The 12800-nt window shown below is 68.0% G+C and carries 10 protein-coding genes and 1 pseudogene; all 11 read right to left on the bottom strand.

What is annotated here, in order from left to right:
- Positions 1-637, bottom strand: a pseudogene (locus ACEU5R_RS30830) (flagellar biosynthesis protein FlhF); the annotation flags it as partial.
- On the bottom strand, positions 634-2754 hold the full coding sequence (gene flhA / locus ACEU5R_RS30825; RefSeq protein WP_392413616.1) for a flagellar biosynthesis protein FlhA: 2121 nt from the start codon (positions 2752-2754) through the stop codon (positions 634-636). The gene flhA and the pseudogene ACEU5R_RS30830, both read right to left, overlap by 4 nt.
- Before the next feature lie 3 nt (positions 2755-2757).
- On the bottom strand, positions 2758-3912 hold the full coding sequence (gene flhB, locus ACEU5R_RS30820; protein ID WP_392413614.1) for a flagellar biosynthesis protein FlhB: 1155 nt from the start codon (positions 3910-3912) through the stop codon (positions 2758-2760).
- A 173-nt stretch (positions 3913-4085) separates the two neighbouring features.
- Positions 4086-5636, bottom strand: a complete 1551-nt coding sequence (locus tag ACEU5R_RS30815) for a methyl-accepting chemotaxis protein (RefSeq protein WP_392413613.1) — start codon at positions 5634-5636, stop codon at positions 4086-4088.
- Positions 5637-5847: 211 nt separating this feature from the next.
- Positions 5848-6480, bottom strand: coding sequence for a protein phosphatase CheZ (gene cheZ, locus ACEU5R_RS30810; RefSeq protein WP_103274014.1), 633 nt, complete (start codon positions 6478-6480; stop codon positions 5848-5850).
- Between the two features lie 8 nt (positions 6481-6488).
- Entirely contained in the window at positions 6489-6878 is a 390-nt protein-coding gene (gene cheY, locus ACEU5R_RS30805; RefSeq protein WP_103274013.1) for a chemotaxis response regulator CheY, read from the bottom strand.
- A gap of 49 nt (positions 6879-6927) precedes the next feature.
- Positions 6928-7986 (bottom strand): chemotaxis response regulator protein-glutamate methylesterase, encoded by a 1059-nt coding sequence (locus ACEU5R_RS30800; RefSeq protein ID WP_103274012.1) that lies wholly within the window; start codon positions 7984-7986, stop codon positions 6928-6930.
- 20 nt (positions 7987-8006) lie between these two features.
- Positions 8007-8861: a CheR family methyltransferase gene (locus ACEU5R_RS30795; protein WP_199770846.1), complete on the bottom strand. Its 855-nt coding sequence runs from the start codon at positions 8859-8861 to the stop codon at positions 8007-8009.
- Positions 8862-8869: 8 nt separating this feature from the next.
- Complete coding sequence (locus tag ACEU5R_RS30790; protein WP_392413610.1) at positions 8870-10573, bottom strand: methyl-accepting chemotaxis protein; 1704 nt, start codon at positions 10571-10573, stop codon at positions 8870-8872.
- A 93-nt stretch (positions 10574-10666) separates the two neighbouring features.
- The gene (gene cheW / locus ACEU5R_RS30785; RefSeq protein ID WP_103276433.1) at positions 10667-11167 is read right to left on the bottom strand and encodes a chemotaxis protein CheW; all 501 of its coding nucleotides are present in this window, start codon (positions 11165-11167) and stop codon (positions 10667-10669) included.
- Positions 11168-11182: 15 nt separating this feature from the next.
- Positions 11183-12800: chemotaxis protein CheA (gene cheA, locus ACEU5R_RS30780; protein WP_392413609.1), on the bottom strand; the 1618-nt coding region annotated here is incomplete at its 5' end.

Below are 12800 nucleotides of genomic sequence, written 5' to 3'. Positions count from 1 at the left end.
CAGCCCGATACGCGGGCGGCATCGCCGGCGGCTGCGGCGCGGCGTGTTGCTGCGGCATGGGCTGCTGCTGCGGCGCCGGAGGCCGCGCGTAGCCTTGAGGCGCCACTGGCGGCACCGCGGGCATGGCGGGCGCGCGGGCCTGGGGCGCCGCCTGCAATGGCGGCATTTCCATGCGCACCGGCGCGGCTGGCGCCAAGGGCGGCATCTCCATGCGCACCGGCGCGGCGGACGGCAGCGGCGGAATTTCCACGCGCACCGGCGCGGCGGGCGCGGACGCCGGCATCATGCCCGCCTCGTCCTCGTCTTCCGGCAGTGCCGACGCGGCATAGGCCGACTGGTAGGCGGCGATCGGGCGCGACGGCGCCGGATAGGCCGTCGGCGGCATGACGGCGGGCGTCTGCTCCTGATAGGGCGCGTGATGCGTGGCCGGTTGAGGCGCCTGTTGCGACGCGTGCTGTTGCGGCGGCTGCTGCGCCTGTCCGGCGGCCTCGTCGAAGGCGCCGTCCACGGTCGCCAGCACCTCGATGCCGCCGTCGACGCTGCGGTTCGACACGATCAGCGCGTCCGGCCCCAGCACCTGGCGCACCTGGCGCATCACGTCACGGCTGTTCAGCCCGAAAAAACGGCTTATCTTCATGCCCCGTTACCTCCGCCGATGAGCGCCGTCACGCGGACCATGCGCTCATCCGGTATTTCCGTATTCGACAAAACGCCCAGCTGCGGCAGGTGGTGCCGCAGGAAGCGCGACAAGGGCGCGCGCAGGACCGGCGACACCAGCAGCACCGGCGCGTTGCCTTGCGACTCCTGGCGCTCCAGCGCCGCATGCGTCTCGCGCAGCAAGGTGTCGGCCAGGCCCGGCTCCAGGCCGCCGCTGGTGGTCAGCGCCTGCGCCAGCACCCGTTCCAGCTTGACGTCCAGACCGATCACGCGCAGCTCGCCCTCGCCGGGGAACCACTGCTGCGTGATGGCGCGGCCCAGCGAGCGGCGGGTCAGCGCGATCAGTTCCTGGATGTCGGGCTGGCCACCGGTGGCGGCCGCCAGCGCGGCAAGACGCGGGCCATGCTCGGACAGCGTATCGATGATGGTGCGCATATCGCGGATCGGCACTTCTTCCGCCAGCAGGCCCTGCAGCACCTTCTGCAGCGCCGTGAGCGACAGCGTCTTGGGCACCAGGTCCTCGACCAGCTTGGGCGAGTCGCGGCCGATGCGTTCGAGCAACTGCTGCACCTCCTGGCGGCCGAGCAGGCTGGAGCCGTGGCGGTGCATCAGGTGGTTCAGGTGGGTGGCCACGACCGTGCCGGCGTCCACCACGGTATAGCCGGCCACCTGGGCCTGGTCGCGCAAGCCGCCGTCGATCCATAGCGCCGGCAGGCCGAAGGCCGGGTCGGTGGTGGGCGTGCCCTTGATCTGCATGGTCACGCCGCCCGGATCGATCGCCAGCCATTGGCCAGGCATGGCCACGCCATGGCCCACTTCCACGCCCGACAGCAGGATGCGGTAGTCGTTGGGCTTGAGTTCGAGGTTGTCGCGGATATGGACCACGGGCGGCAGGAAGCCCACGTCCTGGGCAAATTTCTTGCGCAGGCTGCGGATGCGGTGCAGCAGCTCGCCGTTCTGCGCGTGGTCGACCAGCGGAATCAGCCGGTAGCCCACCTCCAGCCCCAGCTGGTCCACCATGGACACGTCGTCCCAACTGGCCTCGGCGGCCGCGGCCTGCGCCTGCGACACCGCCTGCGGCGGCACCTCGCGCGCGGCTTCCTCGGCGGCCTTGCGGCGCTTGTTCAGCGCCCAGCCGCCCCACGCCAGGCCACCTGCCAGCGTCAGGAAGGCGATGTGCGGCATGTTCGGGATCAGCCCCATGATGCCGATGATGCCCGCGGTCAGGAACATCACGCTGGGGTTGGAGAACAGCTGGCTGATCATCTGCTGGCCGATGTCCTGGTCCGTGGACACGCGCGACACCACCACGCCAGCAGCGGTCGAGATCACCAGCGCCGGGATCTGGGCCACCAGGCCGTCGCCGATCGTCAGCAGCGTGTAGACGCGGGCCGAATCGCTCATCGACATGTCGTGCTGGGCCACGCCCACGATCAGGCCGCCGATGATGTTGATGGCCATGATCAGCAGGCCGGCGATGGCGTCGCCGCGCACGAACTTGCTGGCGCCGTCCATGGAACCGAAGAAGTCCGATTCCTGCGACACCTCGGCGCGCCGCTTGCGGGCCTCGTCCTCGCCGATCAGGCCGGCGTTCAGATCGGCGTCGATCGCCATCTGCTTGCCGGGCATGGCGTCCAGGGTGAAGCGCGCGCCGACTTCGGCGATACGGCCCGCGCCCTTGGTGATGACGATGAAGTTGATGATGGTCAGGATCACGAACAGGATGATCCCGACCGCGAAGTTGCCGCCCACCAGGAAGTGACCGAAAGCCTCGATCACCTTGCCCGCCGCGTCGGGGCCGGTATGGCCGTGCAGCAGCACCACGCGGGTCGAGGCCACGTTCAGCGACAGCCGCAGCAGCGTCGCGAACAGCAGCACCGCCGGGAAGGCGGCGAAGTCCAGCGGCTTGCGCGTGAACATGGCCACCAGCAGGATCATCACCGACAGCGCGATGTTGAAGGTGAACAGCAGGTCGAGCAGGAAAGTGGGCAGCGGCAACACCATCATGCCCAGCACCATCACGATCAGGATGGGGCCGGCCAGGATCCGCGCGTGCGCGGCGCCATTGTTCTTCAGCATGGAGAGCAGAGCGCTCATTCCTTAGACTCCTTGAGCTGCGGTCTTGGCTTGCGGGTCCAGCGCGGCCGGCACAGGCAGGCGGGACGGCGCGGTCGGCTCGGTCCCCCAGCCAGCGCGCCACGAGCGCAACTGGAACACCCACGCCAGCACTTCGGCCACCGCGGTATACAGCTCGGCCGGGATTTCCTGTCCCAGCTCGACGTGTTGATGCAATGCGCGCGCCAGCGGCGGCGCTTCCAATGTGGGAATCTTGTGTTCGGCCGCCAGCTCGCGGATCTTGGCCGCGATCAGGCCGGTGCCCTTGGCCAGCACGCGCGGCGCGCCGCTCTTCGATTCGTCGTACCGCAGCGCCACGGCATAGTGCGTGGGGTTGGTCACCACCACGTCCGCCTTGGGCACGTCGGCCATCATGCGGCGGCGCGCGGCCTGGCGCTGCTGCTGGCGGATGCGCGCCTTGACGTGCGGGTCGCCCTCGCTTTCCTTGTGTTCCTGGCGCACGTCTTCCTTGGACATGCGCAGCTTCTTCAGGTGGCTCCAGATCTGCCAGGGCACGTCCAGCGCGACGATCACCGCCAGCGAGGCCACGATCAGCGCACAGCAGATTGCGACGATGGTCAGCGCGCGCGTCAGCGCCGCCGAGGGCGCCACGTGCATGAGGCCCAGCATGTCGTCGTGGTAGCGCCAGATCACCCAGACCGCCACGCCGCCCACCAGCAGGGCCTTGGCCAGCGCCTTGACCAGCTCGACCACCGTCTGCGAGGAAAACATGCGCTTGAGGCCGGCGAGCGGGCTGAGCTTGGACAGATTGGGTTGCAGCGGCTTGCCCGAGATCACGATCCCGCCCAGCACCACGCTGGACAGCACCGCGATCACGGCCAGCAGGCCGAAGATCGGCAACAAGGTCATCAGCGCCTGGCCGAAGCCCTGCACGGCCTGTTCCACCATCACGCCCGGATCCAGCGGCACGCGCTGGTCGAAGGCCAGGCCGTTGCGCAGCACCCCGCTCAGGCCCCGGTACAGCGAGCCGCCGCCCAGCCAGATCGCCGCGACGCCGGCGGCCAGCATCATGAACGTGCCCAGTTCCCGGGAACGCGCGATCTGCCCCTCCTCGCGCGCCTTTTCCAGGCGCCTGGGAGAGGCGGCTTCGGTTTTCTCGAGGTCGCTTTCGTCGGCCATGCTCTGCGGTGGTGTCGGCGCCCGTGGATTTTCCGGTTACGAGCTGCCCGCCGAGATTCTAGGTGGCCTGGCCTTTTCGCGATAAGCCAAGAAACGGGGGGAAAGCGGCGCTATTCCGCAATGCGCCGCCGGGCCGGGTCCGACGGCGTCCCGGCCGACCCCGCCGGCGCCGTTCAGCCGGCGGCGGCCAGGGGATGGGCGCCGGCCCGGGCGCCCTGCTCCGTCGCCGCCTGGAAACGGGCATAGTCCAGCCCGATCCGCACCGCGCCCCAGTGCTCCGGCCCCAAATAAACAGGGACGGAGATGTCATTGACGATCTCGCCGGTATCGCGCGAATAGGTCTGGAACAGTTGCCCGGCGGTGTTGGCCGCCAGCCGCTGGCCCACCGGGTCGTCGAAGATGCGCTTGTGGCGCGCGCGCGCGATGTCCACCTTCGGATCGCCCGTGGGCGCGTGCGAATAACGACTGTTGTGCGCCGGCGCGTAGCCGCGCGCGTCGACCAGCAGCGCGTAGCTGCCGCCCGGAATGGCTTCCAGCACGCTGTCCAGCAGCCGCGTCAGCGCCTCGTCGATGCCTTGGTCGTAGACCGTGTGGTAGCGCGGCGGATCGCTCTGCGCGATGCGCTGGTAGTGGCGATCGAACACGTCCAGCCCGCGCTTGCGCGCGCCTTCCAGCAGGCGCACTGCCTGCTCGCGGAAGGCGTCCAGCGCCTCGGAAAGCAGGTCGAAGGCCGTGTCGCCGGTGCGCGTGGCGGCCAGCACTTCCTGCACGCTCTCGGTCTGACGCCGGATGCGGTCGATCTCGCCAGACATGCTGCCGACGCGTTCGAGCACGTCGGCGGCCAGCGCCGCGATGCGGCTGACCTCCTCGCTCATGCCATGGTTGGTGGCGTCGACCTCGCCGATCGCCTGCACCACTTCGCCTACCTGCCGATTCATGCCCTCGAAATCATGCACGAAGCGGTCGAAATCGGCGCTGGTGCGCGTCAGCACCTCGCCCGAGGCCTCGACGTCGGCGCGCAGCGTGTCGGTCTGGCGGCCGGTGGAATCGACCAGCTCCAACATTTCGCCGGTGTGCCTGCCGATGTCGCTGGTGGCCGCGTTGACGCGCTCGGCCAGGCGGCCGACCTCGCTGGCGACCACGGCGAAGCCCCGGCCCGCGTCGCCCGCCCTGGCGGCCTCGACCCCGGCGTTCAGCGCCAGCAGCTGGGTCTGTAAGGCGATGTCCTTGATCAGCTTGCTGATGTCGCCCACCGAGCGCGCGCGCACGGTCAGCTGCCCCACCACCTCGGTGAAGGCGGACATTTCGCGATTCATGCGGTCGACCCGTTCCTTGACCTCGGACAGCTCGGCCAGCGCCCGCTCGGCCGCCTGCAGGTTCTGTCCGGACACCTCGGCGATCTCGCGCGCGTGCGTGGACGTGGACGCCGACAGGCCGGCGATCTGCGCGCCGCTGGCGGCCAGCGCCCCGGCGGCGCGCGCCTGCTCCTGCGCCAGCGCCGAACAGCGTCCGGCCTGGAACTGGGTGCGCGCGGCGTTGAGCGCGATCTCGATGCTGGATTGGCGGACGGTGGCGATGCGCTGGCGCATCGAACCCAGGAAACGATACAGCGGCCATGCGGCCGGACTGAGCGACAGCGCGCGCTCCGACAGCACGGCCTCGCCCCGGTTCAGGCGGCGCAACAAGCCCCAGATGCCGCCCAGGCGGAATATGGATCTGGCCAAGATACTCTCCTAGTGCCGGCCCGGATCGTCTTCTGTGGAGATCCGTTGCCTGGACGCGCAGGCGCGCGTCCTGTCTCTCGCTGCATGGCCCTGATTCTGGTTCTTATGGCCGAGAGTCTATCACCCGCCCTGGCGCCCGCATTTAAGGGAAATCATCCATGCGGGCGATGGCAGGCGCCGCCGGCGTGGCCCGCCGGCGGCGCGCGGCCGCCTAGAAACCCAGGCTGGCCAGCAGATCGTCGACCTGGTCCTGGCTGGTGACCACGTCGGCCTTGCCCTGCGGACTGACCTGCGGACCATTGAGCAGGCTGTTGGCCTCGTCGCGCCGCTCCTGCGGCACGTTGTCCAGCAGCACCTGCAGCAGCTCGCGCTCGATCGCGCCCACCACGTCCATCATGCGCATGATGACCTGGCCGGTAAGATCCTGGAAGTCCTGCGCCATGATGATTTCCATCAGCTTGGACTGGGTCTCCTGCGTCTGCTTGGGCACATCCTGCAGGAACGCGCGGGTGTCCTTGACCAGCTCGCGGGCCTCGGGCATTTCCAGAGGCTGGTCGAACCACTGCTGCCAGCGGCTGTCCAGCGACTGCGCCGAACGCGACATGCCGTCCTGGATCGGGCCTGCCGCCTCGGTCGCGTTCAGCACGCGGTTGGCGGCCTGCTCGGTCATCTGCGCCACGTAGCGCAGGCGATCGCGCGCGTCGGGGATCGCGTTGGCCGCGTCCTTGATCGCCTGGTCCAGGCCCAGTTCGCGCATGCTGTCGCGCAGCATGCGCGTGAGCGAGGCGATGCGGTGGATCAGATCTGGGGATTCCGCCGGATCAACATTTTCCGTCGTGCTCATGCCGCACCTCAGCCTGCGATTTTCTCGAAGATCTTCGTGAGCTTCTCTTCCAGCGTTGCCGCCGTGAAGGGCTTGACCACGTATCCGTTGGCGCCGGCCTGAGCCGCCGCGACGATGTTTTCCTTCTTGGCCTCGGCCGTCACCATCAGCACCGGCAGCGTGGCCAGCGCGGCGTCGGCGCGGATCTGCTTGAGCATTTCCAGGCCGTCGAGGTTGGGCATATTCCAGTCCGACACCACGAACTGGAAGCCGCCGTTGCGCAGCTTCTCCAGCCCGATGGCGCCGTCCTCGGCTTCATCCACATTCTCGAAACCCAGCTCCTTGAGCAGGTTGCGGATGATCCGCCGCATGGTGGGGAAGTCATCCACCACCAGAATCTTTATGCCCTTGTCTACCATCTTCCTACTCCAAAAGAAATGTGCTTGGGAACGATCGCGAAAACCCGCGTCAAACGCGGTGGCCGCGGTCTCCCAGGCGAGTCAGAATGCGCTCACTCATCGCGGAAAGCGAAACCACCTCTTCGGCCGCGCCGATGGCGATGGCTTCGCGGGGCATGCCGAACACCACGCAGCTGGCTTCGTCCTGCGCGATGGTGTGGGCGCCGGCGCGGCGCATGGCGAGCATGCCCGCGGCGCCGTCCTTGCCCATGCCGGTCAGGATGACGCCGATGGCGTTCTTGCCCGCCGCCACCGCGGCCGAATTGAACAACACGTCCACCGACGGGCGGTGGCGGTTGACGGGTTCGCTGGCGTCCAGTTCGATGACGTAGTTGGCGCCGCTGCGGCCAAGCCGCATGTGCGTGTCGCCGCCCGGGGCCAGATAGACGTGGCCGGGCAGGACCCGTTCGCCATGCACGGCTTCGCGCACCGTCACCGCGCACAGCGCGTCCAGGCGCTGGGCGAAGGACCGCGTGAAGCCGGCCGGCATGTGCTGCGTGATCAGGATCGCCGGGCTGTCCGGCGGCAGGGGCTGGAGCACCTCGCGGATCGCTTCGGTGCCGCCCGTGGACGCCCCCACGATCACCAGTTTTTCCGAGCTGGAGAGCGGGCGGCGCAGCGCCGGGGCCGGCGCGGCCGCGGGCGCGTGCGGCGCCGGCGCGCGCAGCTTGGCGCGCGAGGCGGCGCGGATCTTGTCGGCGATGATCTCGGTGTATTCGAGCAGGCCGTCGCGGATGCCCAGCTTGGGCTTGGTGACGAAGTCGATGGCGCCCAGCTCCAGCGCGCGCAGCGTGATTTCGCCGCCGCGCTCGGTCAGGGACGACACCATCACCACCGGCATGGGCCGCAGGCGCATCAGCTTTTCAAGGAAGTCCAGCCCGTCCATGCGCGGCATTTCGACGTCCAGCGTCAGCACATCCGGGTTGTGGCGCTTGATCAGTTCGCGCGCCACCAGCGGATCGGGCGCGGTCGCGACGACCTCCATGTCCGGCTGGCTGTTGATGATCTCTGTCATCAGGCCGCGCACCAGCGCGGAATCGTCCACACACAAGACTCTGATTTTCTGCATTTTTTGCCGCCTGGGCGGGCCTAGGCCCGGCCCCCGCATTCATAGACCGTCTGACCGCGCAGGCGGAAATCCTGGCTGATGTAGGTGAAGTTTTCCGAATGGCCCGCGAACAGCAGGCCGCCCGGCTTGAGCAAGGGAACGAACCGCTCCAGGATCCTGGCCTGGGTCGGTTTGTCGAAATAGATCATCACGTTGCGACAGAAGATGGCGTCGAACTTCTCGTTGATGGGCCAGGACGGCGCCAGCAGGTTCAAGGTGTCGTAGCGCACCATGTCCGCGATCTCGGGCCGCACCCGCACCTGGCCGGCATTGGCGCCGCGCCCTTTCAGGAAAAAGCGCTTGAGCCGCGACTCCTCCATCTTCGCCACACGCTCGGCCGGATAGACCGCGGCGCGGGCCCGGTTGAGCACATTGGTGTCGATGTCCGTGGCCAGCACCGTGGACGACGAGGCGCGCGGACCCAGCGCTTCGGCCAATGTGATGGCGATGGAATACGGTTCCTCTCCGGTCGAGGCCGCGCAGCACCAGATCGATACCGGGCCGCCGCGGCTGCGCGCGAAATCGGCCAGGATCGGGAAGTGATGCGATTCGCGGAAGAAGGCCGTCAGGTTGGTGGTCAGCGCATTGATGAAGTCTTCCCACTCCGGCGCGTCGGGCTGGCGCTCCAGCTGGTCCAGGTAGCTGGCGAAATCCTGCCGCCCCAAGGCGCGCAGCCGCCTGGCCAGGCGGCTGTAGACCATCTCGCGTTTGTGCGCGCCCAGCGAAATGCCGGCGCGCTCGTGAATCATCTTGCGGACGCGGGAAAAGTCCGCGTCCCGGAAATCGAATTGGCGGTCCACCGAAATGGACGGCGCCGCATTTGCCGCTGTCGCCACCGCTAGCCTCAGTGTTCAAGCGCAAGCGCGTCGGGCGCCTGCAACCGTGTGCCGTCCGCGGACGAACGCTGACCCGAAAGACGGTGGGCCGGCACCTCGATGACCTCGCCGGCGTTGATCTTGAACACCGCCACCGCCTCGGCCAGGCGCTGCGCCTGTTCCTGCAGCGAGCCCGCGGCCGCCGCGGCCTCTTCCACCAGCGCCGCGTTCTGCTGCGTCACCTCGTCCATCTGTGACACCGCGCGGTTCACCTGGTCGATGCCGCTGGACTGCTCTTCCGACGCCGCCGAGATCTCGCCCATGATGTCCGTCACGCGCTTGACCGACGCCACGATCTCCTGCATCGTCGCGCCCGCGCGCTCCACCTGCTGCGAACCGGCGCCGACCTTGCCGACCGAATCCTCGATCAGGCCCTTGATCTCCTTGGCCGCCTGCGCGCTGCGCTGCGCCAGCGAACGCACTTCGCCCGCCACCACCGCGAAGCCCTTGCCCTGCTCGCCCGCCCGCGCCGCTTCCACCGCCGCGTTCAGCGCCAGGATGTTGGTCTGGAACGCAATGCCGTCGATCACCGACACGATCTCGGAAATCTTGCGCGAGCTGGCCGAGATGCCGTGCATCGTCGTCACCACTTCCGACACCGCCGAACCGCCGCGCTCGGCCACGTCCGACGCGCTGGCCGCCAGCTGATTGGCCTGGCGCGCGTTGTCCGCGTTCTGCTTGACGGTCGAGGCCAGCTGCTCCATCGAGGCCGCGGTCTCTTCCAGCGAGGCCGCCTGCTGCTCGGTGCGGCTGGACAGGTCCGTATTGCCGGCCGCGATCTCGTGCGAACCGACGTTGATCTCGTCCACGCCGCGACGCACCGCCGACACCGTGCGCGTCAGGCTCTCCTGCATCCGCTTGAGCGCCGCGAACAGCAGGCCGATCTCGTTGGTGTTGCGCGCCTCGATGCGGGCGGTCAGGTCGCCGCCGGCGATGCGATCGAAATGGTGGCCGGCTTCCTGCAGCGGCTGCAGCACGCGGCGGCGCAGGAACACATAGGTGGCGAACACCAGCAGCGCGGCGATGACGCCGCCGGCGCTGACCGCGATCAGCACGAACTGGTAGCGCACCTGGGCGACCTCGAAGGCATCCAGCGTCTTGCTGGCGCGCCAGAAGTCAAAGCCCTCGATGGCGCGCGCGAAGCGGCCTTCCAGCGTGTCCTGCACCATCTGCACCTGCGTCTGGTAGCCGGGCATGTCGCCCTTTTCCAGCGTGGCGGCCAGCGGGTTCAGGCCCTGCTGGATCAGGATGCTGTAGGACTCTTCGATTTCCTTGAGCGATTCGGCCGCGTCGGCGGGCTTGGCCAGGCTCTTGTAGTACTCGTACTCGGCCTGGCCCTTATTCAGGGAGGCCTTCGCCCGCTGCAGCAGGCCGGCGGCTTCGCCGGCCAGGCCCGCCGCCGGCAGGGTCGCCTGGCCGACGTTGCGCACGATGTCCGCGTAATTGGAAGAGGCCGCGCGGCTCAGGCCGTTGAGCGCGTCCTTGTAGCTCAGGACCACCCGGCCGAGCGCGTCGTCCAGTTCCTGCGATTGCTTCAGTTCGGCCAGCGTACCGTTGCTGATGCGCAGGGACAACACGCCCAGCGCGGCACCGATCACCAACATGAAAGAGAAGAACGCCAGCACCCACAACAGGCTGGCGCGTATCGTCATGTTCGCGAAAAACTTGCGCATCACAAGAACCACTCCCTGACTGCAATCGTTGAGGAAAGCGTCACATCGGGTTCAATATGACGCCTCGTCCGTTCATCCTGCCTGCCGCCCCGTTCAGGAGGCGACCTTCTCCACCAGCGCCATCTCGTCGCTGGTCATCATCTTCTCGATATCGACCAGGATGAGCATGCGCTCGTCGACCGTGCCCAGGCCCGTCAGGTACTCCGTGGACAGCGTGGCGCCGAACTCGGGCGCGGGCCGGATCTGGCCGGAGTTGAGCATCAGCACGTCGGACACGCCGTCGACCACGATGCCGACCACGCGGCGCTCGAGGTTCAGGATGATGACCACGGTCTGCTCGTTGTATTCGACGCTGCCCAGGTTGAACTTGATGCGCAGGTCGACGATCGGCACGATGATGCCGCGCAGGTTGGTCACGCCCTTGATGAAGGGCGGGACATTGGCGATGCGGGTCACGGTGGCCGCGTCATAACCGCGGATTTCCTGGACCTTCAGGATGTCGATGCCGTACTCTTCGTCGCCCAGCGTGAAGACCAGGAACTCGCTGCCGACATCTTCATTGCGCGCGGCCTGCGCTTGCGGTTTGGCTGCCATGAGGTTCATTCTCCATCAATTCAAAATGGCTTCGGGCTGCGACCAACGCTCACGGTTGGCGCGCGCCAGCGCGAATACGTCGACGATCAGGGCCACGCTGCCATCGCCCAGGATGGTGGCCGCCGAAATGCCGGGCACCTTGCGGTAATTGGACTCGAGATTCTTGACCACCACCTGGTGCTGGCCAATCAGGTGATCCACCAGCAGCGCGAAACGGCGATCCTCGGCCTGCATGATGACCGCGATGGCCTGGGTGGGATCGGTCTGCGCGCCGCCCACGGAGAACACGCGGTGCATCTCGACCAGCGGCAGGTACTCGCCGCGCACCTGCATCACGCGCTCGTTGCCGGCGACCGAATAGATCTGGTCGTTGGTCGGCTGGAGCGATTCGGTCACATGGTTCAGCGGCAGGATGAAGGTCTCTTCGCCCACCCGCACCGACATGCCGTCCAGGATCGCCAGCGTCAGCGGCAGCACGATGCGCGTGGTGGTGCCGTTGCCCGGCTCGCACGACAGCTGCACGTGGCCACCCATGTCCTGGATGTTCCGGCGCACCACGTCCATGCCCACGCCACGACCGGAGATGTCCGTGACCTTCTCGGCCGTGGAGAAGCCGGGCGCGAAGATCAGTTGCCAGATTTCGTCGTCGGGCGAGTTTTCGTTGACCGGCAGGCCCTGCGACATGGCCTTCTTCAGGATCTTCTCGCGGTTCAGGCCGGCGCCGTCGTCGCTCACCTCGATCACGATGTTGCCGCCGTTGTGCTGGGCGGAAAGCACCAGCTGGCCCACGGGATCCTTGCCGGACGCCACGCGCTTGTCGGGCGTCTCGATGCCGTGGTCCAGGCTGTTGCGCACCAGGTGCGTCAGCGGATCGATGATGCGCTCGATCAGGCTCTTGTCCAGTTCGGTGGCGCGGCCGTAGGTCTGCAGTTCGATCTGCTTGCCCATCTTGCCGGCGATGTCGCGCACCAGGCGCGGGAAGCGGCTGAACACGTAGTCCATCGGCATCATGCGGATGGACATCACGGCTTCCTGCAGGTCGCGCGCGTTGCGCTCGAGCTGCTCCATGCCGTTGAGCAGGCGGTCATGCAGCACAGGATCCAGCGTGGACGCGGTCTGCGCCAGCATGGCCTGGGTAATGACCAGCTCGCCCACCAGGTTGATGATCTGGTCGACTTTCTCCACGCCGACGCGGATGGAAGTCGATTCCTTGTCCGCGTGCGCGGGCGCCGCGCGGGTGGCGCGCGCCGCCTGGGTGATGGCTTCGGCAGCGGCGGCCGACTCGGCCACGGCGGGCGCGGCCGGAGCCGGCGCGACAGCAGCCGGCGCCGGCGCCTGGGCTTGCGCCTGCGCGGCGAACTGCTCGGCCGCCTGCGCGAACTGCTCGACCGGGGCCGCCGGCGCCGATGCGCCAGGAGCCGCCTCGCGGGCGATGTTCAGCTGATCGGCGTCGACGATGAAGCAGCAGACCGCCTCGATATCGTCGGGCGTGCAGGTGCTGTCGACCCAGACGGTCAGCGTGCCATTGGCGCGCTCGCTGGCGCGCACCTGACCCAGGTTGCCCATTTCCTCGAGCAGGGCCTCGGCGTCCTTGTCCGACACCTTGGTGATGCGCACGCGCAGCGGCAGGCCG

Source organism: Achromobacter sp. 413638 (assembly GCF_043119405.1).
Lineage (GTDB): Bacteria > Pseudomonadota > Gammaproteobacteria > Burkholderiales > Burkholderiaceae_B > Achromobacter.
The sequence above is the reverse complement of the archived record's forward strand: the minus strand, read 5'-3'. Positions and strand labels throughout refer to the sequence as shown.

Bases quoted from the DNA above. Each gene is read 5' to 3' on its own strand.
- flhA (WP_392413616.1), bottom strand. From the start codon at position 2,754: ATGAGCGCTCTGCTCTCCATGCTGAAGAACAATGGCGCCGCGCACGCG.
- flhB (WP_392413614.1), bottom strand. From the start codon at position 3,912: ATGGCCGACGAAAGCGACCTCGAGAAAACCGAAGCCGCCTCTCCCAGG.
- cheZ (WP_103274014.1), bottom strand. From the start codon at position 6,480: ATGAGCACGACGGAAAATGTTGATCCGGCGGAATCCCCAGATCTGATC.
- cheY (WP_103274013.1), bottom strand. From the start codon at position 6,878: ATGGTAGACAAGGGCATAAAGATTCTGGTGGTGGATGACTTCCCCACC.
- ACEU5R_RS30800 (WP_103274012.1), bottom strand. From the start codon at position 7,986: ATGCAGAAAATCAGAGTCTTGTGTGTGGACGATTCCGCGCTGGTGCGC.
- ACEU5R_RS30790 (WP_392413610.1), bottom strand. From the start codon at position 10,573: ATGCGCAAGTTTTTCGCGAACATGACGATACGCGCCAGCCTGTTGTGG.
- cheW (WP_103276433.1), bottom strand. From the start codon at position 11,167: ATGGCAGCCAAACCGCAAGCGCAGGCCGCGCGCAATGAAGATGTCGGC.